Annotated in this window: 27 protein-coding genes; 4 read left to right on the plus strand and 23 right to left on the minus strand. The window is 52.1% G+C overall.

Annotated elements, in window-relative coordinates; all coding sequences use genetic code 11:
* Positions 1–99: 99 nt before the first annotated feature.
* Both IQ22_RS20475 and phbB read right to left on the minus strand, forming a co-directional pair.
* Positions 100–1,278 (minus strand): acetyl-CoA C-acetyltransferase, encoded by a 1,179-nt coding sequence (locus IQ22_RS20475; RefSeq protein WP_145145477.1) that lies wholly within the window; start codon positions 1,276–1,278, stop codon positions 100–102.
* 58 nt (positions 1,279–1,336) lie between these two features.
* The gene (gene phbB / locus IQ22_RS20480) at positions 1,337–2,077 is read right to left on the minus strand and encodes an acetoacetyl-CoA reductase (protein WP_145145479.1); all 741 of its coding nucleotides are present in this window, start codon (positions 2,075–2,077) and stop codon (positions 1,337–1,339) included.
* 437 nt (positions 2,078–2,514) lie between these two features.
* Here phbB and IQ22_RS20485 point away from each other — a divergent pair, with 437 nt between their 5' ends.
* Complete coding sequence (locus IQ22_RS20485) at positions 2,515–3,642, plus strand: AraC family transcriptional regulator (protein ID WP_145145481.1); 1,128 nt, start codon at positions 2,515–2,517, stop codon at positions 3,640–3,642.
* Between the two features lie 42 nt (positions 3,643–3,684).
* Here the strand turns inward: IQ22_RS20485 and IQ22_RS20490 are convergent, their stop codons facing one another.
* Complete coding sequence (locus IQ22_RS20490; RefSeq protein WP_145145483.1) at positions 3,685–6,528, minus strand: DUF3141 domain-containing protein; 2,844 nt, start codon at positions 6,526–6,528, stop codon at positions 3,685–3,687.
* A 271-nt stretch (positions 6,529–6,799) separates the two neighbouring features.
* Here IQ22_RS20490 and phaP point away from each other — a divergent pair, with 271 nt between their 5' ends.
* Complete coding sequence (phaP, locus tag IQ22_RS20495) at positions 6,800–7,363, plus strand: phasin family protein (RefSeq protein ID WP_145145484.1); 564 nt, start codon at positions 6,800–6,802, stop codon at positions 7,361–7,363.
* Positions 7,364–7,419: 56 nt separating this feature from the next.
* Here the strand turns inward: phaP and phaR are convergent, their stop codons facing one another.
* From phaR to IQ22_RS20510, 3 genes are all read right to left on the minus strand, one after another.
* Positions 7,420–7,944 (minus strand): polyhydroxyalkanoate synthesis repressor PhaR, encoded by a 525-nt coding sequence (gene phaR / locus IQ22_RS20500; RefSeq protein WP_145145486.1) that lies wholly within the window; start codon positions 7,942–7,944, stop codon positions 7,420–7,422.
* A gap of 353 nt (positions 7,945–8,297) precedes the next feature.
* Complete coding sequence (locus tag IQ22_RS20505; RefSeq protein ID WP_145145488.1) at positions 8,298–8,786, minus strand: hypothetical protein; 489 nt, start codon at positions 8,784–8,786, stop codon at positions 8,298–8,300.
* A gap of 61 nt (positions 8,787–8,847) precedes the next feature.
* Complete coding sequence (locus IQ22_RS20510; protein WP_145145490.1) at positions 8,848–9,075, minus strand: carbon storage regulator; 228 nt, start codon at positions 9,073–9,075, stop codon at positions 8,848–8,850.
* 243 nt (positions 9,076–9,318) lie between these two features.
* Between IQ22_RS20510 and IQ22_RS23885 the strand changes: the two genes are divergently transcribed.
* Complete coding sequence (locus IQ22_RS23885; protein ID WP_280177105.1) at positions 9,319–9,450, plus strand: hypothetical protein; 132 nt, start codon at positions 9,319–9,321, stop codon at positions 9,448–9,450.
* 335 nt (positions 9,451–9,785) lie between these two features.
* Here the strand turns inward: IQ22_RS23885 and IQ22_RS20515 are convergent, their stop codons facing one another.
* The 14 genes from IQ22_RS20515 to IQ22_RS20580 all read right to left on the minus strand — a co-directional run bounded on the left by IQ22_RS20515 (position 9,786) and on the right by IQ22_RS20580 (position 18,036).
* Positions 9,786–10,961 carry a site-specific integrase gene (locus IQ22_RS20515; protein ID WP_145145492.1) on the minus strand — a complete coding sequence of 392 codons (1,176 nt, stop codon included), beginning with the start codon at positions 10,959–10,961 and terminating at the stop codon, positions 9,786–9,788.
* A 206-nt stretch (positions 10,962–11,167) separates the two neighbouring features.
* Positions 11,168–11,908, minus strand: coding sequence for a hypothetical protein (locus IQ22_RS20525; RefSeq protein WP_145145496.1), 741 nt, complete (start codon positions 11,906–11,908; stop codon positions 11,168–11,170).
* 2 nt (positions 11,909–11,910) lie between these two features.
* On the minus strand, positions 11,911–12,168 hold the full coding sequence (locus IQ22_RS20530) for a hypothetical protein (RefSeq protein WP_244309328.1): 258 nt from the start codon (positions 12,166–12,168) through the stop codon (positions 11,911–11,913).
* Positions 12,169–12,325: 157 nt separating this feature from the next.
* Positions 12,326–13,075, minus strand: coding sequence for a hypothetical protein (locus tag IQ22_RS20535; RefSeq protein WP_145145498.1), 750 nt, complete (start codon positions 13,073–13,075; stop codon positions 12,326–12,328).
* A complete protein-coding gene (locus tag IQ22_RS20540; RefSeq protein WP_145145500.1) occupies positions 13,072–13,335 on the minus strand; it encodes a hypothetical protein in 264 nt (87 codons plus the stop codon). Before IQ22_RS20540 ends, IQ22_RS20535 begins: the two co-directional genes overlap by 4 nt.
* Before the next feature lie 109 nt (positions 13,336–13,444).
* Positions 13,445–13,771: a phiTE_015 family protein gene (locus IQ22_RS20545; RefSeq protein WP_145145502.1), complete on the minus strand. Its 327-nt coding sequence runs from the start codon at positions 13,769–13,771 to the stop codon at positions 13,445–13,447.
* 717 nt (positions 13,772–14,488) lie between these two features.
* A complete protein-coding gene (locus IQ22_RS20550; RefSeq protein ID WP_145145504.1) occupies positions 14,489–14,986 on the minus strand; it encodes a hypothetical protein in 498 nt (165 codons plus the stop codon).
* 58 nt (positions 14,987–15,044) lie between these two features.
* Positions 15,045–15,449: a single-stranded DNA-binding protein gene (locus IQ22_RS20555; protein ID WP_145145506.1), complete on the minus strand. Its 405-nt coding sequence runs from the start codon at positions 15,447–15,449 to the stop codon at positions 15,045–15,047.
* A 27-nt stretch (positions 15,450–15,476) separates the two neighbouring features.
* Positions 15,477–16,091 (minus strand): ERF family protein, encoded by a 615-nt coding sequence (locus tag IQ22_RS20560; RefSeq protein WP_145145508.1) that lies wholly within the window; start codon positions 16,089–16,091, stop codon positions 15,477–15,479.
* 117 nt (positions 16,092–16,208) lie between these two features.
* Positions 16,209–16,712, minus strand: a complete 504-nt coding sequence (locus IQ22_RS20565; RefSeq protein WP_145145510.1) for a hypothetical protein — start codon at positions 16,710–16,712, stop codon at positions 16,209–16,211.
* Complete coding sequence (locus IQ22_RS20570) at positions 16,709–16,924, minus strand: hypothetical protein (RefSeq protein WP_145145512.1); 216 nt, start codon at positions 16,922–16,924, stop codon at positions 16,709–16,711. Before IQ22_RS20570 ends, IQ22_RS20565 begins: the two co-directional genes overlap by 4 nt.
* Positions 16,921–17,046, minus strand: coding sequence for a hypothetical protein (locus IQ22_RS23890; RefSeq protein WP_280177106.1), 126 nt, complete (start codon positions 17,044–17,046; stop codon positions 16,921–16,923). Before IQ22_RS23890 ends, IQ22_RS20570 begins: the two co-directional genes overlap by 4 nt.
* A complete protein-coding gene (locus IQ22_RS20575) occupies positions 17,046–17,372 on the minus strand; it encodes a hypothetical protein (protein ID WP_145145514.1) in 327 nt (108 codons plus the stop codon). Before IQ22_RS20575 ends, IQ22_RS23890 begins: the two co-directional genes overlap by 1 nt.
* Before the next feature lie 370 nt (positions 17,373–17,742).
* Entirely contained in the window at positions 17,743–18,036 is a 294-nt protein-coding gene (locus IQ22_RS20580) for a hypothetical protein (protein ID WP_145145516.1), read from the minus strand.
* 206 nt (positions 18,037–18,242) lie between these two features.
* Here IQ22_RS20580 and IQ22_RS20585 point away from each other — a divergent pair, with 206 nt between their 5' ends.
* Entirely contained in the window at positions 18,243–18,482 is a 240-nt protein-coding gene (locus IQ22_RS20585; RefSeq protein ID WP_145145518.1) for a DUF1654 domain-containing protein, read from the plus strand.
* A gap of 93 nt (positions 18,483–18,575) precedes the next feature.
* Here the strand turns inward: IQ22_RS20585 and IQ22_RS20590 are convergent, their stop codons facing one another.
* The 3 genes from IQ22_RS20590 to IQ22_RS20600 all read right to left on the minus strand — a co-directional run bounded on the left by IQ22_RS20590 (position 18,576) and on the right by IQ22_RS20600 (position 21,173).
* Positions 18,576–19,142, minus strand: a complete 567-nt coding sequence (locus IQ22_RS20590) for a hypothetical protein (protein ID WP_145145520.1) — start codon at positions 19,140–19,142, stop codon at positions 18,576–18,578.
* A gap of 11 nt (positions 19,143–19,153) precedes the next feature.
* The gene (locus tag IQ22_RS20595; RefSeq protein WP_145145522.1) at positions 19,154–20,146 is read right to left on the minus strand and encodes a hypothetical protein; all 993 of its coding nucleotides are present in this window, start codon (positions 20,144–20,146) and stop codon (positions 19,154–19,156) included.
* Between the two features lie 127 nt (positions 20,147–20,273).
* Positions 20,274–21,173 carry a LexA family transcriptional regulator gene (locus IQ22_RS20600; protein WP_145145554.1) on the minus strand — a complete coding sequence of 300 codons (900 nt, stop codon included), beginning with the start codon at positions 21,171–21,173 and terminating at the stop codon, positions 20,274–20,276.
* Positions 21,174–21,270: the final 97 nt, after the last annotated feature.

Here is a 21,270-nt window from a genome sequence, read left to right on the forward strand (position 1 = left end):
CTGTGGGTTCGACAGATTGCAGGCTGATGATCTCATCGGCCTGCTGGAGAAGAGTTGCGGACGTGCCCTTCGGCACGTTCGCAGGAGGAGTAGCAGCGGTCACCGTTCTAGCGCGAGCGCGACTCCCTGGCCGCCGCCAATACATAAAGTAGCCAGCCCTTTATGCGCGTCGCGGCGGAGCATTTCATGCAGCAGCGTGACCAGGATACGACAGCCCGAGGCGCCAATCGGGTGGCCCAGCGCAATGGCGCCACCATTGACATTGACCTTGGCCGTATCCCAACCCAGCTCCTTATTAACGCTAAGCGCCTGCGCTGCAAACGCCTCGTTGGCCTCGATCAGATCCAGATTGCCTACAGTCCAGCCGGCTTTTTCCAGGCAGCGACGTGTCGCTGGGGCTGGACCAATACCCATGATGGCCGGGTCAACAGCTGCATTGGCATAAGCAGCGATACGGGCCAGTACCGGTAGCCCCAAGGCATCGGCCTTGGCCGCGCTCATCACAAGCACCGCAGCCGCGCCGTCATTAAGGCTCGAGGCATTGCCGGCCGTGACGCTACCATCCTTCTTGAAGGCTGGCTTAAGCAGGGCAAGGGCTTCGCGGGTTGTGTCCGCACGGGGTTGTTCATCGGTATCAAAAACGATTGGCTCGCCCTTGCGCTGTGGCAGCAGGACCGGCGTGATCTGGCTGCGGAAATAGCCCGCTTCGAGGGCGGCCACGGCTTTTTGTTGGGATGCTGCTGCGAACGTGTCCTGCTCCTCGCGGGTGATGCCATATTTCTCGACCAGGTTCTCGGCCGTGATACCCATGTGGTAGGCGTTGAAGGCATCCCACAGGCCGTCATGAACCATCGAGTCGACCAGCTCGGCATGACCCATGCGTAACCCAGTGCGGGCCTTGGGCAATACATACGGCGATAGGCTCATGTTTTCCATGCCACCTGCAATGATGACGTCGGCATCACCGCAGCGGATGGCCTGGGCGGCCAGATGCACAGCCTTAAGACCTGAGCCGCATACCTTGTTTAGCGTCATGGCGGGAACGCTAGCAGGCAGCCCCGCCTTGATTGCTGCCTGTCGGGCCGGATTCTGACCAGCGCCTGCCGTCAGCACCTGGCCCATAATAACCTCATCCACCTGCGTGGGATCCAGCTGGGTCTGCTGGAGGAGGGCACCAATCACATCGGCGCCCAGGTCAACCGCCGGGCGTGTGGATAATTCTCCCTGAAAGCTGCCGATGGCCGTTCGGGTAGCGGCCACGATTACAACGTCATGCATAAACACCTCTGCGAAGGAAATAAACTGATTGGATACGTCCTGTGTCTTCCAAGAGGGGTCATTGCATGTTCAGCCCGCCATTCATGGAAAAGTCGGCGCCTGTGGCATACGCAGCATCTTCCGAGGCCAACCAGGCTACCAGGCTGGCAATTTCTTCCGGGCGGCCCAGGCGACCTACTGGAATGCCGGCGGTAATCTGCGCCAATACTTCCGGGCGCATAGCGCCGGTCATTTCAGTAAGAATGTACCCGGGCGAAATGGTATTGACGGTAACGCCCTTGCTGGCAACTTCCCGAGCCAAAGCCATGGTGAAGCCATGAATGCCGGCCTTGGTAGCCGAGTAGTTGGTTTGGCCGAACTGCCCGCGCTGTCCATTGACGGATGAAATGTTAATGATGCGTCCCCAACCCTTGGCCAGCATGTCGTCGATTACCTGTTTGGACGCATTAAAGACCCCGTTTAGATTGGTATTGATAACCTCGTTCCACTGCTCCGGGGTGAGCTTGCGGAAACTGGCATCACGGGTAATGCCAGCGTTGTTGATGAGTACATCGATCGGTCCGACCCGCTCGCGTAACTCGGCAAAGGCGCGGGAGGTACTTTCCCAATCGGCTACATCATGCTCGCAGACATGGAATTCAAAGCCGTCTTCCTGTTGGGCCGCCAGCCATTCTTCCTTGCGTGAGGAGTTAGGGCGACAGCCCACCACCACGATGAAGTCTTCCTGATGCAGACGTCGGCTGATAGCAGCGCCAATCCCACCCATACCGCCGGTGATCAGTGCAATTCGTTTGCTCATAGGAATTTCCCTCTTGGTGAGAGGACGTCGGCACGTACCACGCCTATCCCATGGGGTGCCTGCGTCCGTGGTATGTGACGGTATGAATTCTGGCGATTAACGTCTGGATAAGAAGTACCCGACGACGCCATCGTACTGGCGAGGGGTGACAGCGCTGGTCATTCTTTGTTAACGATTCGTTCATAGAACTGCCTTGTCATCATTTAAGGCAGCAACTATGGTTTTGAAGGGAACACGTTTCCGCCGAAGCAACCGCCGGTGGAAAACGATGCCAAGCTCGCTGCGCGATGTGCTCCGGTTCACCGGAGGCGGCGTAACGAGGCGGTCTGGATGTAAGCAATCCCGAAAGACGTGATCGGAGGCAATGTTCGTACTGTTCGGGTACCGATCACTTCTCTATCGAGGCCTGTGGGCCATGAAAATAACGTGGTAGGGATATGTTCACAGTCAGCATTGGCTACGCACGCCTCATTGAAGAGACGCTTAAGGCAGAGGGTTTGGATGTGGGAGCCCTGCTTAAAGAAACAGGACTCAATCCGGGATTGTTCAACGATGCGGCTCGGTGTCGAGTGGCAGATCTTTCGCACATACTGATGAGAGCAGTAGCTCTGACGGGTGATCCCGGCATTGGTTTGAAAACCTATGAGCGGGTCCGGCCTGGCCTGTATGACGTGGTGGGACACCTCATGATGTCGAGTCCTACTTTGGCCTGTGCACTGGAGCGGTTTGTTCGATTCTTCACCTTGATTGACAATGGCGCGAAGCTTTTGCTGAGTACCGAAGGCAATGTCTGCCGCCTGTATGTTGGGCGCCACGGTGGAGAGCTCTTGTCGCGGCCTTTTCATGATGTAGAAACAGTCGCGCTGTTGGCCTATCTGCGCTGGTTGTGCGGAGATCCGCAATTCCGCCCTCTGCAAGTTCAATTCATGCAGGTGGAGCCCGCCGATACCTCGGGCTACCACAGTATCTTTCAATGTCCCATTCAGTTCGGAGCTGGATGCCATGTATTGGTGTTTAACCGTGCCGAACTTGATGTTCCGTTGAGTGCCGACGAAGCCTTGTTCAACTTGCATGAACGGTTCGCCGAGCAACGGTTGTATGAGCAGACCACCTGCTTGAGTGCCTGGCGGGTCCAGCAATTGATTCGTGAGCGTCTGATCGAGGGAGAACCCTCTATCGAAGAGATATCTGCGGCGTTGTATGTTAGCAAACGAACGTTGCAGCGCTGCTTGAAGCGGGAGGGAACTCAATTCAAGGATTTGCTTAACGGTGCGCGGCGGGAACAGGCGCATCTTTACCTGCGTCATTCCCAGTTTAGTTTGCAGAAAATTACGTACCTGCTGGGTTTTCACGAGCACAGTAGTTTCTTCCGAGCCTGTATGCGCTGGTTCGGAATGACGCCGGGGCAGTATCGTGCAGAAGCGTCTTCGTTATCCGATATACAGGCCAAAGCTGAGATTGAACCAGTCATCCGAACCGCATACGTGCCAAATCCAGCAGTGCTGGCTGATGGCCGATCAAGATCGTTACCCCATAGCGTCATCATAGGGAAAGCACTCCAGTAAGCGGTGCCCGCCTCCCAAGGAGGCGGGCACCTTTAGGTTTACTCAAGCATCCTGATTAGGCTTTTTCGGGCTACGGGCTCCGCTGGGCTTAGTTGATTTACGTGCTGAAGCGCCCAGTGCCGCTTTCTCAGGAGCATTGGCTGCCGTTTTGCTCTTGGCTGCTGGTTTTGGTGCGGCCTTGGCCGTAGACGGTTTGGGCTTTGGTGGTTCGGACGGCACCTTTGCGGAAGGAATTGTCTTGGTATCTACAGGCGATTTGGGTTCTGATGGTTCGGGTTGAGCCTCTGCCGAGGGGGCTGCTTTGGTATCCATAAACGACCTGGACTCTGGCGTTTCCGGCTGTACCTCTGAGGAAGGCCTTGCCTCGGTCTTGGGTTTTGGTACTTCAGGCGGAGCTTTTGCCGAAGCTGAATGAGCTGCGTCGGTATCTGTAGGCGGTTTAGGCTCCGATGCCTTAGGTTGAGCTGCTGCCGGGGGAGTTGCTTCAAGTGCTGAAACCGCTTCGCCCTGTTCCGGCTGAGCCTGGGGCAAGGCCTGCGGCGCTGGAGGAGTGGTTTCCTCCATGACGGTGGGTAATGGCGATAACGCAAGTTCTTTTGTTGGCTCAGAGGGGGAGGGCTCCGGCATAGACCAGCTGGGCGATGCCGGTAGCGGCTGTTCAAGCACGCTATGCAGCTCGGCCCACAGTTCCCTTACTGTACCTTCCGTACTGATCAGGTTTGGTTTCAGCTGGGCGGTCCGCTCCAAAACCTGCTGGCGCGATTGATTATCGGGTAGCAGGTGCGGCAAAGTGCGCAAACTCTCTTTAGGATAGGCAAATACGAGTAGATTCTGTACCCGTGCTATCTCGCGAATTGTCTTGATGTTTGGCATGTCTCCCTGGTCGACCAGGGCACGATAGTGATCGGCGAAGCGATCTACACTTTCTTTTTCAAGCGTTCCGGCGGCGCGTCCCAAGAGGAAGGCGATGCGCAGGCCCGCTTCGACCGATCCTCCTTTAGGTAACAACTGATGAAGGCGCTTCATTAGCTCCGGCTCGTGTTCAGCAGGCCGTGAGGTAGCTCTGACACCTGTAAGCAGGCCAAGCCAACCATAGAATCCATAGAAGCAGCTCTCCTGCCAGGCATCTCGCATATCACGAAACGTATCCAGGCTGTCTTCAATGCTGGTGGCGAACAGGTCCTGCCATGCCTTCAGTGGATTATCTGGTCGTGCTGGTCTCCTGTACTGTTGCGCTTGAGCGGCTGCATGGGGTAACCAGTGCAGGGCAGGGTTAGCGCTACTGAGTACGGTCTGGCGTAGGCGGAACGGGTGAGCTTTGCGTAAAAATTCAGCCAGGGGCTCGTTGATGGTCCGTTTTACAACCGGGCGCAAGAATAGGTCGTACAGGTTGTTATTAAGCTGGGATATGCGATTGACCAGACCAAAAGCCTGAAGATCACTGCTTTCGGCGGGATCAGGCAGATGAATGTCGGAGATCTGCCGAGGTTCGAAATGGAACTGGTAGCTCTCCTGCGGAGTGCCTGGGATCTCACTATCAATGATCATTTCATAGAGACCAGGGGGAAGCGCCATGATCTCGTCAAATGCATCAATCATATGCCGATGTTCACGCCGGGCTACCTTGCTGGAGACGAAAATGCCCAAATGGCCGATAGTGGCATGTCTTAGATAGACAATCGTCTTGCCTTCAGCACGCAGAGCTAAATCATTAGGGTAAATGTCGGCAATCCAATTCAACGCCTGCTGAGGCGGTGTGATGTTGTCGCCATCAGAGCAGAACACCACGATAGGCGCTTCGACACGGCGAAGATCCACATCAGGGTGTCGCTGGCTTTCATCGCCCGCCAGCCGATTACCGATGAACAATTCATCAACAATAACCTCGATTTCTTCAGCATTCAGAAGGGTAGGGCTACCCCACCAACGTTCGAAATCGAGAAAGCGGGCAGCCTCGGTATCGATATGGGAAAACAGGTTGTAATGCTTGCTCCAGAGTGTATTGGCCGGATCAAGCATTTCAAAGTTACTGACTAGCCAAGCCCCGTCGAAGCGACCGTTACCCAGGTCGCTACCGAAGCGGGTCATCCAGGCGCCGCCAAGCAACCCCCCCTGATAACGCATCGGGTTACGCCCATTAACACCGGCCCAGTAAGCCAGCGGAGCACCATTGATAACGACCAGGCCCGGAAGCTCCGGACGTGTAGCAGCCAATCCCATAATGGCCCAGCCCGCCTGACAGTTTCCGATCACGACCGGTTTGCTGGTATCGGGGTGCCGCTTGCGAACCAATTCGATGAAGCGAGCCTCTGCATCGGAAATATCCTGCAAGGTCTGCCCGGGCGCAGGAGAATGACTGAAGGCAACAAAATAAGTTGGATGACCGGCACGCAAGCTTTCGCCAATGATCGAGTCCTGCTTGAAGCCTCCGATTCCCGAGCCGTGGCCACCACGTGGGTCTATAACAATAACCGGAGGCTGCTCAGGATCGATTAACTGATCGGCTGGCGGCAGGATATGAAGTAGAGAGTAATTGACTGGGCGTGGAAGGTCTTTACCGTTGAGCAGTGTCTCGTACTCGAACTTCAAATGAACGGGATGCCCGCTGCGCTCATGCTCCTGGTTGTTATCGCCATGCTGGCGCAAGGTATCCCAGAACAGGAGGCTACGTTGTCCAAAATCAACAAGATACTCTTGCCAGTCAAGAGGAGTTGGCAGGCGTAGGCGGCCTTCATTTACAAAGGCCAGCTTACGGGCTTGGCGTGTCTTCAGCCCTTCAAAAATCACTTTTCCTTGCTCGCGCTGGAGATGTCTGAAGCGTTGCATCAAGCTGGCAAGAAAAATACTGTTGTTCTTTTGCAGTGCGGTAAACGATTGGCCATTCATAGCGACGTCTTCCGTTAAGGTGCGGCGTTGACCGGCATTTGGCAGAATTTAATAACGCCGGAATTCACGCAAACGTTGAACCGTTACATAGCATCCAGTAACGATGCGTTTTCATCTACTTTACCTTAGCAAATAATTATTGCACTGCAAAAATTGCATAACTTTTTTTGCAGTGCAATAATCAAAAATGTCTTTGCAAAACCGTACCTGACCAATTGATCGTTCAGCCAGCTTGCGCTTTTTGTGCAGGCCCTAGTGCAGGAGAGTCATCATGTCTTTTTTTGATCTGGAAAAACTGCAAAGCCTTCAAAAGGCGAACCTTGATGGATTGCAGCAGTTGAGCAGCAAGATGTACGACAGCGCAGAGGCGCTTGGCCGTTTGCAAATGAATACGCTGCGTGCCGCTGCCGATGACAATTACGAACGTGTCCGTAAGTTGATGACCGTTCGCGATCCACAGACGCTATTTGATGTACAGGAATATTTGCCTAAGCCCAACGAGCAGGCCGAACGTCTTCTCGACTTTAACCGGCAGGCTTACGATGTGTTTTCCCAGCTTCAGGTAGAAGTGACCAAAGTAATGGAGCATCAGCTCGAAACCAGTACCCAGCATATGCAGGGCCTGGTAGAGGACATGTTCAAGCATGTACCCACTGGCGCTGGCCCTGCCGTTTCGGCCTTTAAAACAGCGATGGAAACGGCCAGCAGTGCCTACGACACTATGCAAAAAACGACTAGACAAGCTACTGGCAGCGCTGCCAATAGCGCTGAAAATACCGTGAACACGGCTGCGCCTTTCAGTACACCTAATGATTTGGGTAAGCGCTCTGCGTAAGGGATTGGCTGCAACTAGCGTCATTATTCCTTTGTGGAGCTTAGAAGGCGATGACGTCAGAGTTTCTCGTCATCGCCTTCTTTCTTTTGTCCCTTTACAGCTGAAAAGCCGGAAAACAAGCCGAACATGTTCCGGGTATTGAGATAAAGCATCTTGGACTGTTCCAGATACTGCCGCATTAGGTTCTGCAAGACAGGCATTTGAGTTTGCATAAACTCGTTCCAGGCTTGAGATGACTGCACGCCGGCCTGTGTCTGTACTTCTACTACCGTCTGAATACTTTTCTCGAGATAACTGGCCAGTACGCCTTGGAACGGACCGTAAAAACGAATAATGCCCTTAAGCATTTCGCTGGAAAAAATAGGTTCTCCATCGCTTTCAGCCTCCTGAATGATCTGCAGGAGAATGCTGCGCGTAATATCTTCTCCGGTCCTGGCGTCCACGACCTTGAAAGGTTCTTCCTTGATAACCAGTTGGCGTATGTCCGTAAGCGTAATATGACTGCTGGTGCGCGTGTCATATAAACGTCGATTAGGGTATTTCTTAATCAGGCGGATGTCGTTCCGGCCAGAGACAGACATACAGAACTCTCATGTAAAGCAAAGAATTGATGGTAACCCCAAACCCTATGGACTGTCTGGCCATTCGATCTTTCTGCTTCAGCTAGTTTCTGAAAAGACTTGCGCAGGAGCTAGCTCCGTTGCCATGCCTGATCCGCAGTTAAAGTAAGGAAGGTTTGGCTCTGTTATCCATGGAAATGGATAAGGATTGCTCGCGTAACGGATCCATTGATAAAAATGTCACACGAGTAATCTTTCATGGATGAAGACCGCTAACTGCTCCGCTCGGGGTATAAATCTGTAAAGACTTCATCCGTTGCAGCTATACAGGTTGGACAAGCCCCCATAGCAAAGGTTATGCAGTCATCATCTCATTAATTTGTAGCGTCGAGCACACGCTGAATACCCTGACGATCATCTGCGGAAAGAGTGCCCCGCACATCACATGCCCTGAATTCCACACGTTTGGCCGCCACAATGCGCTCAAGACTTTCACGGCTAACCGACGTGCTGAAGTCCTCTCCGTAAATTTCTCGAAAGGTGTTCAGCTTGTAACGGCCATCCAACGCGGGAAAGGGGTCTCCATCAACAGTCCAGCGGCTCGAAAAGCAGCCAGGAAACCGGGCGCTTTTGCCTGAGCTGGACAGTTTGGCCGTATAGAAGGTGTTTTTATTCCCGGAGCTGGTCTCGGATTGGTTAGCTAGCAGGGAAAACGTAAGGTCATCTGCTGAAGGCTCGCCTGTCCAAACGACGGAACGGCGCTCCCGAAAGGTATCGGTTTCGTCCGTGAGTTCACCTGCATAAGTCTGCATTGTTAGTGAAACCAGGCAGCCTGCCAGTCCTGTCATCCATGTTTTGTTCATAAGCACTTACTCTTGTTACGTTTGCTACCAGGCCTCGAACGTTATGAGGCCTGGCCTAAGCCTATTGCCCGTTCGGCTCAGAACGAGGAACGTTGATAAGCTCCTCGCGCATGATTTTAATCGCATCGGGGGCATCGATACGAACCTTGGCGGCCCCAAATTTGGCTTGGGAAATGCTAATCGAAATCCCACTGTTTCGTAGTGCTTCAATCAATTGCTGTTCGTCTGCACCGTCTTGAACGGAAAGAATGATTTTTTCGCCTTCATGGCGGGTAAGTACAAGACCCATATAGCTTCCTTGCAAGTAAGTAGAAAAATTCAAACCGTGTAGCAGCCTAACGTATTCACTCGTGTAATGCTGTCTTTTCCTTGCAAATTCTAGGTGAACTAGACAATCAGGCAGAAGAGGTGTGTGAAAGAAGAGGTTAAAAAGGAAAGATTATACTGACGCAGCCCTTTGGCCCGGCTATCAGTTACCTAGAACATTTATGGCTTTTCCTGCTCAAATTTTCAACCAAGAGGAGAAACCAGTATGAACAATGAAGAGAACCTTCCAGAAAAGAACAACGTATCAACAGAGAACGAGTCCGCCCAAGCGCCTAAGCCAGACCATGAGCCTTCTATTGAGGAGACCATTGGAGTTGGTGATAGCCCGTTGGGCTGATTGACTTGATCTGGGAAGGCCCGCCTTTAGCGGGCTTTTTGATGCGCTGTGGCTTACCGGCATCAGAATCCGATAAACCGTCTACTAGCCTTGCTCGGCACAGGTTCAGTGCTACAAACAGTGATTAAAAGGCTAATAAAAAAGGCTGTTGAACAGGTCAGGAACTGATCGACTAGACAGTACCTATAACAACCTTTTCAACAGCCTCTGGCGTTGAAACCCGTAGGTTTCCGCCTTTGCTTGGTGGAGGCGGGGGGATTTGAACCCCCGGCATAGCGGCGTATTTAGTGGCTTGTAGCGGGATGGTTGTTGAAATGTTGCTGAAACTGCTGTTTTTAGGCTGTTTTCGAGCCCTGTGCACTTTGAACAGGAGAACCAAATTTTTCTACGGCTAACCTGCCAGAAGTGTCGTTTTCTGTTGGTATCCAGCGGCCATATACGCGAGCGATCATTGTCCAATCTTTATGTCCCATCTGTTTAGCTACCCACATCGGATGCTCACCCGCTGACAGCATCATCGAGGCATACGTGTGCCGGGTCTGGTAGGGGTTCCGATACCGCACCTTCGCCTTCCTGATGGTCGGCATCCAGAATGACTTCCTGATTGCCTGATCACCTTCAAACGGTTTGCCATACCTCGGGTCGTGGAAGATCGCTTTCCCTTCTATATATGTATGCGCCTTCTGGTCTTGCAATGCAGCAAGTGCCAGGGGGAGCAACTTCACACTACGGATGCCGCTGGATGTTTTTGGCAGCTCCGCTTCCTTGGCCGCCATGGTCAATCCCCTCGATATCCTTACTTCCCCGCGCAGCCAGTCCACATCTCCCCACTCCAAAGCAACCAGCTCACTTGTCCGCAGGCCCGTCCATAGGGCGAACTGAAGGAAGTTGCGGTATTGCCCGGTAGCTGCGGCTAATAGCTCCCGCTGTTCGTCCGGTGAGAACGGGTCAATATCGTCTACGGTCTTGGGCTTTTCTTTGACTGAATATGTCCAGCCAGCCAGAGGATTGGTCTCGATCAGTTCATCATCAACCGCATCCGACAGCGCCGACCGCAGACACGACTGCACGTTAGCCAAGCGCTTGTTTGAAGCATCCATGCCCGACAAGGCATCCCGTACTGATTTGCGGGTAATAGATAGAAGGGGGGTGGGCCCAAGCTTTGGGATGAGAACGCCGTTCACGATCTTACGGTAGCCATCAATCGTGGAGGCCTTCAGCGCCTTTTCTTTTCGCTCAAGCCATGACTCTAGATAAGTAGATAGGGGAATCTGGCCGGTCTTGTAGCCGACCTTGGCGGTTCGCTTGGAATGGGGGAAGGTTGCAGCGTAATCAAACGTCCCGTTATAGATGGCGAGTTCGATGGCGGCCTTGTGCTGCTCGGCACGCTTCAGGTTAGCGGGGCTGGGCTCAAGCGGGATGCGCTCCCGGCATTGCTCACCTTCATACTGGAAGCTGATTTCAATGCTAGTCTTTGAAGCGGCACGCACGCCGCTGCGCTTTCTACCCATTCGTTATAACCCTCAACGTCGATCAATACTCTTCCATCGGGCGCATGAGTCCACACCTGACCTTTCGGCCAAGTGCCGTCCGCTACCTTGGTTCTGATTGCGGCCTCACTATAGCCGCTTTCAGCCGAAAACTGTTTGACGGTCTTGAATCTGACCATAGCAATGCCTCCTGCAGGGCAGGTGTATATAAAGGAAGGGGTAGGGGGTTACGCTGTTGCCCAGAGTGATTCAAGATCCATTTGCTCTTCCGGCATCCATACTGGGGAGCTCTGATGTATTTCTATACGTCGTGCAATGACTTCAGCTCGTTGGCCTGCTGTAGGAGCTGGATACATGCCGAACCTACTGATGGAGCCTCCATTGACTGCAGCGTTAGTGCTGTCGGCTGATGCGAAAGGTAATCGTGAAAAGATCGCAGGATCTAGCATTCTCAATCCGTGAAGCTTGCAGATAGGACGGCCGCGCTCATCACATATGGCCGCCATCGCCTGATTCATGCGCTTCCACCATGCATCCGTTCCAGGGGTAGACCATTGACCTGAACTGCCGAACGCCACGGTTTTCCATGATTTAGCTAAATTCTGGAGACGCTCAACCGACTCATGCAAATGCCATACAGGCACGCCAGGAAGATAGGAAGGCCATTTAGCCAGCAGCTTGTCATTGTCTGCCTCAGTGCCTTCGATGACATCAGGTATCAAGGCCCAGTCAAAGCCGGGATGCCTGTACCACTCTTCGACCCATTCGATGTAGCCAGCTACGTCGAGCGTTCCGCCTTTGCGCCAAATGCTGAAAGCTCCGTTATCAAATACGAAGGACTGGCAGTTTTCGGCAACAATCGCCATATCATCACGGCGCGGGAAAGGGACAAGCGCATGGCGACCAAGCAGGAAATGATTTTTGTCTTGCAGCGTGCCACCAATCGGCGTGCCGTGATACGGGATCATTGTTAACTCCTGATCGTCTCTACTTCGACGCCCTGGTGAGTAGCTACCATTCGATGATCGCCACCGAACCTACGGTGCAACTCATCCGCGATAGCCTCGTGGTATCCCTTTTTGATCAATGCTGTAGCCGTCCTGATGTGCTCAACCATGAGCATTTCAGGGGTTTTTATCTCCAGCTTGTAGATGATCTGTTCTGCATCTGACGGGCATGTAGCTACGAATGTATGCCGGTAAATGTTGATTGCCCTTGCTGCAGGCATGGCTTCTCCTATCCCGCCAATGGCAGGGGAATAAATAATAAAGGGGGTTAGATCAGCAGGCTATGCGCCTACCATTGAATGCCCATCGTTGGGTCGTAGCAGAGCACTACGGCAATCCCGAACGCGATAAGCCCAAGCCAGGAGAGGTCTTCAGAGGTCATGGCTTGTCACCGTGGCGGGCCATCTCGTCGTCAATACAGGCGTCTAGCACGTCAGGGTCTTGAAACGTGAGAGCCCATGCCGTCGCAGGTTGCGCCCAGCCAGTCACGGAAAGCACCATAATGCCTCGCTCTGTCTCGCCATTGTCACGCAGCCAGCGATACCGCTCGGCGTCAGCCTTCAGCGCATCGCACTCGGCTATTGTTTCGTCCAGTTGCCTATCCAGTTCGTTGCTTTCCATTGCGTACTGATTGCGGCGGTTGACTTCACACTGTAGCGAGCGCTTTTCCACTTCCAGCGCGTTGCTCAGCCGCTCCACTTCCTCCCTTAAGCGCTCAATCCTCTCCCGCATAACATCCGCACGGTGCTTGCCAAGCTCATTAACCTCAGCCGACTGCTGAACCCACTCGGTTTTGTCGCTCCACTCCATGTACGCGGCTTCGAATTGCCTCAACCGCTCTACTTCTACCTGTAGCTTCTCGTTCTCGGCTTGGAGTTCAGCAAGATTTGCGGGGTGGGTATAAACTGGCGTCCATCCTTTGTGGGCGGTTCCACTCACGCTTCCGGTCTTGCTTATCCAGCAGGCAGGCTCAGCCGGTGCGATACAAGCGGCGCGTGCTGCCTCAATTCCAGCCTGATAGGCATTTTCTGCGAGCATCCACTTGTCTTCACGTAGAACAGCCTGTCTCCCTTCTTCAAGAGATAGGAACCATTGGTTTAATGTTGGCAGCTTTGGTTGATCACTCATTTCAGCACCTCATCAATCAGGTCTACGGCTGAATCCAGATCCTCCCACGTGCCGTATCCCGGCGAGTTGGTGACGGCAGTACGTACGCCTCGGAGTGCGTCTTCCAGCTCCTTTATGCGTTCGCAGAGGGCTAGGACGTTGTGCGGATTGGCTAACAAGCAGAACTCTTTCTCTAGCGCAGTCAGTCCTACACGCGGGTCGTATGGGCCCTCTGCATATGCAGCCTTCGCCTTCTCAATCAATCCATCGATATCAATCATGTCCGGCACCTCACAGTAAACATCACAAACGGCAACATGAATGCCCATACCGGAGACTGGTAGAGGGCAAGGTAGGCGGTCATTGTGATGAGGAAAGCGTTAAGGGGGATCATGGCTGAACCTCGATGCCAGCGGCTTCAAGCGCTTTTATGCATTCTTGACGGTATTCCTCACGGTATTTAACGCCCTCGTCTATATCGTCAGGCCAGCTAATACCTACATCAGGCAATTCCACCGACAGCGCAGCGCGAGAGGCTTGCCATCCTTCCCAATGCTGTTGCGTTCTCTGAGGCTGATAGCCTTCACCGTCCCGCTTAAGTGCTATTTCTCGAACAATGAATTCGGCTGTGCCCTGAGAGAGATCGGGCTTTTGCTCGGTAAGCCTCGCCACGCCTTCACGCACAACCCAAGCTTCAAACTCTTCACGACTACTCATGCCGGTCTCCATATCGATCTATTCCTAAAGGTCGCGCCTGCCTGATGCATACACCGGCCTCCCTTGATCGGAGCCAGTTCGACGGCATCAGCTTTCTTATCTTCAATCGTGATCTGGTAAATCTCACCGGAAGGCACATGTAACCAGCGGTCTACACGTCCGGTACTGCGGGATTTCATGGGGATTACCTAGGCGGCTTTGTCAGCCGTTGAGATCAGTCGTAGCCAGCGGCCTTGCTTGTGTTCGAATCGCTCTGGCCGGGTGAACTGGCGTCTTGCTGTGATGCCGCAATGGGTGCAGCGGATAGTGCAGGCGCTTGCGAATAGCCATGAGTGCTGACAAGTCATGCCGGAAGACCCTCACGCATTGCTTTGGCTAGGCACTTTCTAAGCCAGCTAGATGAGATACCCAAGCCTTCAGAAATATGCCGCCAGTGGTATCCCTCACAATGCAGCTCATAAGCTAAAACGAGATCTTCTTTCTTAACGCTCGACACATATCTCCGGTAATCGCCTCTTACTTTCCGGTGGATAGTGCCACGAAGCCTTGCGCGCTTGACGGAGACCCTAAGGCGCTCCGGATCTACATCGTTTCCTAATTGGCGCGCTATGAGCTTCCAGCAGATATCGCCTTGAGTGTTTAACTTATAAGCCTGAACAATCTGATCATTAGTGAAGTTTGGGGATGTCATATCCGCCTCCTACTGCTGGGCGAAGTTCAATAACGTTTGGCGAATTTAAGGCCGTGTTCCTTGCCGATGTCGCTCATGTACTCCGCTGTGATCCCTAGCTCCCGGGCGACGGCAGCAATGTGCAGGTGAAGCAAGGGCTTGGCTTTCTCAGCTAGGGCAGCGCGACGAGCTTTAGCCTTGGCTTGCATGGCAAGTGTTCCGGTCTTCAGCTGTTCCAAGGATTGCCGCTTAACGCTCACGGCTGATGGCTTTCTTGGCTTAGGTTCAGGCTTCGGCTTACTCTTCCTGATCAGCTCTGCTTGCTCGGCTGCCAGCTTCTCCCTAGCTGCATTGATCTCTTCGCGCCTACTCGTTCGGGGCGAGCCGGGAAGCTTGAAGCTGTCGCGGATACTGGGTGAGCGGCTTATCTGTGGCCGTTCAATGACGTCTACTGTCCCGCCTTGGGCAAAGAACTCATCCTTGAGAGTGTCCAGCATTATCTGGTCATTCATGCGGGCTTGAATTGCTGTGTAATCAACGAACATAAAGCACCTGTAAAAAAGGCGCCTCATGTGCGCCTTTACTGCTTAGTTGGGAGGGTCACTAGAAGGGGATTGAATCGTCGAAGTCTTCATACGACTGGGTAGTCAGTGCGGGCTGCTGTGCTGGCTTGGCCTGCTGGCCTTGCGGCGCGCTACCTACTAGCTTGATCTGGCTGATTCGGCCCGTTAGCTTCACACCCTGGCTGCCGTCGCCTTTGGTGAACATCTCGACATGGGCATCATCTGCCACGAAGTAGACCTGTTGGCCCTTCGGCAAGTAAGGCGCTAAGGCTTCGGCCTGCTTGCCCCATAGCGTTGCGTCTACCCACTGAGTAGGACGCTTACCGTCATTACCCTTGCGGCCGTAATCACAGGCAATGGCTAGGTTCAGAACGGCGTCACCGCTGGGGGTATAGCGCAGTTCGCTATCACGACCGATACGGCCGACATCGATTAGTTGAGGCATCGTGTTTCCTTGGGTTGATGGGGAGCCTTATGCGGCATCCCCTTGGGCTTGCTTCTTGATGTAGTCCATGGCCCCGGCAAACTTCTCCAGAGGCAGTTGGCTAAGGTCTTTAATCTTGGAGAGCTTGCAGAAATCTTCATCGCTCATGCCGGCTGCTAAGAGGGCATTAGAAAGAGCCCTGTGCTCAGCCTCACCTATCCGCGGCTTTGGTGCGGGAACGCTTTCTGGCTGGCTTCTCGCACTGGCTGGCTGACGATAAGGCTGCATTGCTGCTTCACCATCGTCATCTTCAGGCGCGATACCGCAGGCAGCCATTAGGCTAAAGCGCCTTGCATAGGTCAGTGCGGAGCCGTAACCCTGTGGGTCTTGCTTCTGGGCGGGCACATGGAATATGCCTCCGCTCATCTTCTCGCCTGACTCGTGGATGAACAGGGTTTCGACTGTCACGCCTTTGTCGTCAGGGTGGGTGACTTGCAGTAGGCCGATGCCATTGCTGTTCAGGGCATCAATTACCGCCTCGATGCAGTTATCCAGACGCGCATATTTCGAACGAAACGCCGGGTTGACGCTGGTCTTGAGGGCAGGGCCAAAGGCCATCTGAGCCTTCACGAAAGCCGCGAAGATCTTGGTTTGTTCAGACATGATTTCTCCAGACAGCCACCGTGCATGGCTGCATATAGGGGAAGAGGGGTTAGGCTGTGATGTGACCGGCTATGCCAATCGCTATAATGATGAGGGTGTAGAAAAGAAGGCCGTGGATCATGACTTTGCATCCGGCAGACGGCACCCGGCGTCGTACAGCTTTGCGGCAATGCTCCAGGGGTTAGCAGAGGGCATATCAGGTTCAATCACGGATGCCATTTCCTTTACATGTCTTACGCGCTCTTCCGCTGCGATCTGTTCGGGGGTGCGGATGGGTCGGAACTGAAAGCGATCAATAAAATCTGCTATCTCTTCCTCTTCAGCGCCCATCACAGCGACTTGTTCACCAATGAATAGCACTTCACCTTTTACCCAGCACAAATGCTCATTGTTCCTAAACTCACACACCGTCCCTACAGGCGGCAGACCATCTTCCGGCCCGTTCCAGACTAGGGATGTTGGGCGGGGCACTAGCTGCTTATCCGGGAAATTGCTTTCACGCCAACCGTTATAAGCGCTATCCCAATAAAACACGGCATCGCCTTCCAGCTTGTAATAGAGGCCCGAAAACTTTGAGTAGTGGGTAGTCCCTTCTGGGGCTTTGCTCCAATCGATACTCATGCTGCACCTCTCAAACCTTCGCCGCCCAATCGCTGCCAGTACTGATCAAACACGTGCTCGCTGATCTCTCCGCGCTTGAACGCAAACAGGAGCGCACTAACGGCGATCTGACGCCCTACATAGGTAGTCTTGGCTACCAGTCGATCAAGGATCGCTTTTGCTTCCTGCTCACGCTTGGCAAGCGCAGTCTGTAGCTGTTCAGTAAAGTTCATGCGGCCTTCTCCTTGGCTTCGATACGTTTCTGATTAGCTTTCGCCTCATCCAGTAAGGCGCCGTTGCGATAGAGTCGGGCTCGCAGCTCTGCGAACGCTTCGGTAAAGGATTGCTTGTCCATTACGCTCTCCTTGGCTGGCCGATCATCTTGGCCATACGGTCTATGGTTTCGTTGATACGGGCCTGCCGCTGCTTGGCCCTGACTTCTGGGGGATAGTCGTGAAACGCCTTCATGCGCTCCTGGTACGCTGCTTCACGCTCAGCCTGTCGTGCTTTGCGTAGCTTTGCGGTGCCGTCCAGCTCATCGGCACGCTGCTCAAGCATTTCTGCTGCCCGAATCTCTGGCTCACTGGATACGCTCCGATCAGCCATTGCTGCCTGCCAGCGAATAGCCAGCGCCTTGTCGCGTAGCTCTTGAGCCCGCAAATGCACGTCATAGTCCGTCATGGTCTGTACTCGTGATGAGCGCACATAGGGCAGCCAGCTCCCGCCTGTTGAGGTGAATGAGAACTGACTGGCTTATGTGTGCTGGGGAGGGAGGTTGTACTGGTGTTGATCCGGCCGGTGCTGATCTCCGGCTTGGTAGCGTCGCCGCGCTAGGATTTACCTAGCACTACCCGGTCCTTGGCGCATCAGCCTGCGCATTCGGATCAACCCACTACAACCTGAAGCCATACCCCTCCGTAGAGGGGCAGGGAGGGCCATACCGGACGCTTCTCAGCGATGGCAGGGATGCCAGCAGGTGCTGACCAAGAGGGGGATTTATGGGCAATAAAAAACCCGCTCAGTGGCGGGTTTCGTTCAATCACTCGCGCTGTCAGTCATTGTTTTGAGATTTACTCACTACAGCGGATGACAGGTCTCTTAAGGCATCCTGTAACGCATTCCTTAAATATTCCTCAATAGGAACTCCGGCTTCTTTAGCCAGCTCAACAGCTGCGGCGTATGTTTCATCGTCTAGCTTTAGCGTTAACGGCTTTCCACTCTCACTCATATATTGATCTCCTGCATTCCAAAGCGCCCTCTTGGAAGGCGCTTCAGTAATGCTCTCATAAAGAACTTGGTTCCAGTCGGTCTCGCTGAACGAATCATTGCGAGGCTGGGGGATCATTTCGCTGTCCCGGCTATCCGGCGTTCGGATCGTGTGGCCCTTGTTAGGGCCAGAAGCGTCAAGCGCTTCGATGGAGCAAAGTTAACCATCGGTTTGTTTATCGGTCAATACCATCGGTTAATTATTTTTGCGTAGAGGCACCTTGCTATCAGTGCTTTAGATGAGATACTGTTCTTTTATCCAGTATTTAAGAATGGAGTTATGTAATGCCGAAGGCCGCTAGCCCAGTAGTTTCAGCCCAGGAGCGACTAGCAATCAGGATCTCGAACATGATCAATACGCCGAAAGCTCAAATGCAGCGGCGCGTAGTGATCCATAGACTGGATAGCGAGCCAGACGAGGCATGGGAAGGGGTGTTGGAAATGCTCAGGGAGACGCATGGACTAGAAATGATTTCTAGTGATGAGGATACGATAACGCTGGGATGGCGGTATGAGCTCGGATAACACTTGGATCGTAAATAAGGAAAAGATGGGTTTTTGTATGAAAAATTTAAATCAGCCTAAATAATGTAGGCTGATTTAAAGTGTCACTATCTATTACTCATGTAGCTTGTGGCCTAAATAATATAGTCCCCAAAAGGTTGCTAGTATTAACTGAAAAAACATAATTGCATAAATCAGTATAGAGGAGCAGATGAGGTAGAATCCAAAATTAATTTGATTTAACGTGTATTTGGATATGTCTATTCCGTAGCTTGTTAAAAATACGGAGAAGATGATTAGGACAATACTTTGGGCTGTAAGAAACGCAAATAGCATTGCGAGAAATCTTCTTCTGGTTAATCCCACCCAATTTTCTATTCCGCCATCCCTGACTATTACTTTTGGGGTCGGCTCAGGTAGCGCTTCGTCAATATCAGACCTTCCAAAAGTAGCTATAGCTGCTAGCGCTGCAATATAAAAGCCAGGAAGAGACTGTATAAAAGATAGTAATGCCTGTATAGCGCCGCCAGTCTTAATTATGTTAAGGATATCGCTGAAGTAATATGCGGAAGAAAAAGAAATTAATGCAAGGATTATCGGGTAAAGCCAGTCTACTACCCATTTATAAGGATGCCTAATTGAAAGGTAACTAAAAGGCCTAACCAATTGTCCTATAATCATTTTGAGGCACCTTATATATAGCTAACCATTTTCTTTATGATAAGCTCTTGTATCTCATCAAAGCTATTTGTTTTTATTAAACCCATATTGAGTGAGTGCTTCTTCACGTATGCTTCAGGAGCCTCAAGTATCCCGGTGTCCGAGAGCATGGTAGCGTCTTTCGTGTCGCCAGATTCTGTGACAAACTTCAGACGTATCTGCTTGTATTCTTGGTGCTGCTTGGTGATTGTATTTCTTATGCCGCGTAAGGCAGACATCGTATCGCCTATAAGATCAGCGCTAGGCTCAAGTGTTACAGTACGCTTTCTCTCTTTGACGAAGCCGCGTTCATCCCATGTTGCCCCAACGCCTGAGTAACTAACTAACTCAACAGAAGATAACTGACCGTTTTCTAAGTCTTTAACAAACTGGTCTGATGGGTGCCCTCGAAAAGTCACGTCATGTATATGATGAACCATCAAAGGATCGCCGTTTTTATCTACTGCTCTGTTAATATTAGGAATTTTGTAATTGTCTGCTAACTGTTTTTTGCAGTGCCGGATAATATGACCAATATAAGAATGTATTGTTGTGGCGTTTAGTCCTGATCCATATGCACTCTCGAATATGCACAAATACTGATTTTTTCCAATATATGCGTCAAGAAAAAGGATAATGTGAGCAGAGTATTCGCCACCGTGGTCGTTGGGTTTTTTATGTACTATGCGGCTTTTTGTCGTTGGGTCACTTGATACTGAATCTGGTGCAGACGGATCGCTCCTGTTGATAAGGAATATGGCTCTGTCCTTTTCCAGGCGGAAATCCTGTATGTAATTACTAGGCGAGTTGGCTGTGTATCCTTTGTGCAAAAAGTTGTCGCCTGCCAAGTAAAGATGAGATATATGAGATGCTATGTCTCTAAGTGATTTAGGGTGTGTGGAAAAGTCCGCTGTATTTCCTTTTGCCCGGCTTTGTCCTTTTGCAGAAAGTATGATGTCGTAAAAATATACTGTTCTTTTAGCCATTATATAAATCGCAGACTTATGGTTGGGTGTATAGTTATTTGCGTATTGCCAGTTTTCTGTTCAAAGATAACTCGCTTTTGCAAAGGATTTATAATTTCAAAACGCATGCAGTATTCATCATGCCTAATCAAACTCTATGAGCATTCCAAACTAGAAGCACGCGCGCTTGGATAAAAGTTTCATCCCGACGAATTGGTTTGTCTTTATGGAGTGGATTGTCTGAGATCATCTCAAAATGTTCAGAATCAGCGATCTCTAGGCGCTTGATGTAGAGCAGGCCTTGCCAGGAGAAGAGGTAGATACCGTCTCCAGTGAATTCACGCACACTGGCATCCACAATCAATGGATCCCGATGTCTAATGGTCGGCTCCATCGATTGTCCCCAGCCAGTAACGATCTTGAGGTGGTTCGGGTCGTCATAAGTCACCCCTAGCTCACGTAGGTGTGACTCGCTTACCCTCACATCTCTTAGGATCTCCGCGTAATCGGATGCGATCTGTCCGCCACCCATAGCAGCACGGACGTCGTAATGAGCAATATGGATCTCATCGCCAACCAGGCCGGGATTGATGATGTTGGCACTAATCACATCGCCAGATACAAGTTTGGTTTCCGCTGTCTCGGTTACAGCATCAGCAATCCGCTGTCTGGCCTCTTCTGAAAGATTTTTTCCATGCTTTGCCAGCATCTGGCTTACCAGATCAGCAGCTGAAGTAGCCTCCTGAGGTTCTTCTGGCTCTTCCAGGCCAGACCTCATTGCGGCAGACATTGCCCCTATTTCCTGAGCAAGTCTCGGGCTGAAATCAGCTACGTCTACCTGTAAAGCTTTAGCCAGAATCGCAGCAAATTTCGCGTTCAGCGGATTCAGGCCTTTGAAATAAAGGTTTACAGCAGGCGCAGACATGCCTGCCATTTCAGCCAGTTTCTTTTGGCTGAGCTTCAAGGGGCCTTTCTTTTTAAGGAAAAGCTCATGTGCCGCTTGGCATTCGGCCAATCGGTCGGGAGGAAGAGCACGCTTTTTGTTCATGGGCGCGATCATAAACCAATGGTTAAAAACTGGAAGAAACCATCGGTATTGCAAAAAAGCTAACCGATGGTTAATATTCTGGTATCTACACCAGAGG

This window comes from Pseudomonas duriflava (assembly GCF_007830155.1).
In the GTDB taxonomy this organism is placed as follows: domain Bacteria; phylum Pseudomonadota; class Gammaproteobacteria; order Pseudomonadales; family Pseudomonadaceae; genus Chryseomonas; species Chryseomonas duriflava.

What these genes read in the sequence shown, in the direction of transcription:
- IQ22_RS20475 (WP_145145477.1), bottom strand. Translation starts at nt 1,278, where the DNA reads ATGCATGACGTTGTAATCGTGGCCGCTACCCGAACGGCCATCGGCAGC.
- phbB (WP_145145479.1), bottom strand. Translation starts at nt 2,077, where the DNA reads ATGAGCAAACGAATTGCACTGATCACCGGCGGTATGGGTGGGATTGGC.
- IQ22_RS20485 (WP_145145481.1), top strand. Translation starts at nt 2,515, where the DNA reads ATGTTCACAGTCAGCATTGGCTACGCACGCCTCATTGAAGAGACGCTT.
- IQ22_RS20490 (WP_145145483.1), bottom strand. Translation starts at nt 6,528, where the DNA reads ATGAATGGCCAATCGTTTACCGCACTGCAAAAGAACAACAGTATTTTT.
- phaP (WP_145145484.1), top strand. Translation starts at nt 6,800, where the DNA reads ATGTCTTTTTTTGATCTGGAAAAACTGCAAAGCCTTCAAAAGGCGAAC.
- phaR (WP_145145486.1), bottom strand. Translation starts at nt 7,944, where the DNA reads ATGTCTGTCTCTGGCCGGAACGACATCCGCCTGATTAAGAAATACCCT.
- IQ22_RS20505 (WP_145145488.1), bottom strand. Translation starts at nt 8,786, where the DNA reads ATGAACAAAACATGGATGACAGGACTGGCAGGCTGCCTGGTTTCACTA.
- IQ22_RS20510 (WP_145145490.1), bottom strand. Translation starts at nt 9,075, where the DNA reads ATGGGTCTTGTACTTACCCGCCATGAAGGCGAAAAAATCATTCTTTCC.
- IQ22_RS23885 (WP_280177105.1), top strand. Translation starts at nt 9,319, where the DNA reads ATGAACAATGAAGAGAACCTTCCAGAAAAGAACAACGTATCAACAGAG.
- IQ22_RS20515 (WP_145145492.1), bottom strand. Translation starts at nt 10,961, where the DNA reads ATGGGTAGAAAGCGCAGCGGCGTGCGTGCCGCTTCAAAGACTAGCATT.
- IQ22_RS20525 (WP_145145496.1), bottom strand. Translation starts at nt 11,908, where the DNA reads ATGATCCCGTATCACGGCACGCCGATTGGTGGCACGCTGCAAGACAAA.
- IQ22_RS20530 (WP_244309328.1), bottom strand. Translation starts at nt 12,168, where the DNA reads ATGCCTGCAGCAAGGGCAATCAACATTTACCGGCATACATTCGTAGCT.
- IQ22_RS20535 (WP_145145498.1), bottom strand. Translation starts at nt 13,075, where the DNA reads ATGAGTGATCAACCAAAGCTGCCAACATTAAACCAATGGTTCCTATCT.
- IQ22_RS20540 (WP_145145500.1), bottom strand. Translation starts at nt 13,335, where the DNA reads ATGATTGATATCGATGGATTGATTGAGAAGGCGAAGGCTGCATATGCA.
- IQ22_RS20545 (WP_145145502.1), bottom strand. Translation starts at nt 13,771, where the DNA reads ATGAGTAGTCGTGAAGAGTTTGAAGCTTGGGTTGTGCGTGAAGGCGTG.
- IQ22_RS20550 (WP_145145504.1), bottom strand. Translation starts at nt 14,986, where the DNA reads ATGTTCGTTGATTACACAGCAATTCAAGCCCGCATGAATGACCAGATA.
- IQ22_RS20555 (WP_145145506.1), bottom strand. Translation starts at nt 15,449, where the DNA reads ATGCCTCAACTAATCGATGTCGGCCGTATCGGTCGTGATAGCGAACTG.
- IQ22_RS20560 (WP_145145508.1), bottom strand. Translation starts at nt 16,091, where the DNA reads ATGTCTGAACAAACCAAGATCTTCGCGGCTTTCGTGAAGGCTCAGATG.
- IQ22_RS20565 (WP_145145510.1), bottom strand. Translation starts at nt 16,712, where the DNA reads ATGAGTATCGATTGGAGCAAAGCCCCAGAAGGGACTACCCACTACTCA.
- IQ22_RS20570 (WP_145145512.1), bottom strand. Translation starts at nt 16,924, where the DNA reads ATGAACTTTACTGAACAGCTACAGACTGCGCTTGCCAAGCGTGAGCAG.
- IQ22_RS23890 (WP_280177106.1), bottom strand. Translation starts at nt 17,046, where the DNA reads ATGGACAAGCAATCCTTTACCGAAGCGTTCGCAGAGCTGCGAGCCCGA.
- IQ22_RS20575 (WP_145145514.1), bottom strand. Translation starts at nt 17,372, where the DNA reads ATGACGGACTATGACGTGCATTTGCGGGCTCAAGAGCTACGCGACAAG.
- IQ22_RS20580 (WP_145145516.1), bottom strand. Translation starts at nt 18,036, where the DNA reads ATGATCCCCCAGCCTCGCAATGATTCGTTCAGCGAGACCGACTGGAAC.
- IQ22_RS20585 (WP_145145518.1), top strand. Translation starts at nt 18,243, where the DNA reads ATGCCGAAGGCCGCTAGCCCAGTAGTTTCAGCCCAGGAGCGACTAGCA.
- IQ22_RS20590 (WP_145145520.1), bottom strand. Translation starts at nt 19,142, where the DNA reads ATGATTATAGGACAATTGGTTAGGCCTTTTAGTTACCTTTCAATTAGG.
- IQ22_RS20595 (WP_145145522.1), bottom strand. Translation starts at nt 20,146, where the DNA reads ATGGCTAAAAGAACAGTATATTTTTACGACATCATACTTTCTGCAAAA.
- IQ22_RS20600 (WP_145145554.1), bottom strand. Translation starts at nt 21,173, where the DNA reads ATGAACAAAAAGCGTGCTCTTCCTCCCGACCGATTGGCCGAATGCCAA.